1 protein-coding gene is annotated in these 445 nt (G+C 62.9%); it reads right to left on the bottom strand.

Going from position 1 to position 445, the window contains the following annotated elements:
• Positions 1-445 (bottom strand): single-stranded DNA-binding protein (gene ssb / locus AB4Y85_RS19460; RefSeq protein ID WP_441986551.1); only part of this gene is annotated, 445 nt, incomplete at both ends.

Genomic DNA, 445 nt, shown 5'->3' with positions numbered 1-445 from the left:
TGCGCTCCATGGGGGATGAGCGTCCGAAATCGCCACCGCGGCTGATCTGGCCGCCGCCTTCCTCCTCGCCGTATTCCGACGAGCCGCCGCCGCCGCCCGAGCGGGCGTCCAGGATCGTCAGGTCGCCGCGGAAGCGCTGCAGAACGATTTCGGTCGAGTACTTCTCGATGCCCTGCTGGTCCGTCCATTTACGGGTCTGCAGCTGGCCTTCGATATAAACCTTCGAGCCCTTCTTGAGATACTGCTCAGCCACGCGGCCCAGGTTCTCGTTGAAGATCACCACCTGGTGCCACTCGGTCTTTTCCTTGCGCTCGCCGGTCGCCTTGTCCTTCCAGGTCTCGGACGTGGCGATGCGCAGATTGACGATGGGATCGCCGTTGTTGGTACGGCGCACCTCAGGGTCACGCCCCAGATTGCCCACCAGGATTACCTTGTTCACACTGCC

Origin of the sequence: Microvirga sp. 2YAF29 (assembly GCF_052114605.1) — a bacterium.
Lineage (GTDB): Bacteria > Pseudomonadota > Alphaproteobacteria > Rhizobiales > Beijerinckiaceae > Microvirga.
The sequence above is the reverse complement of the archived record's forward strand: the minus strand, read 5'-3'. Positions and strand labels throughout refer to the sequence as shown.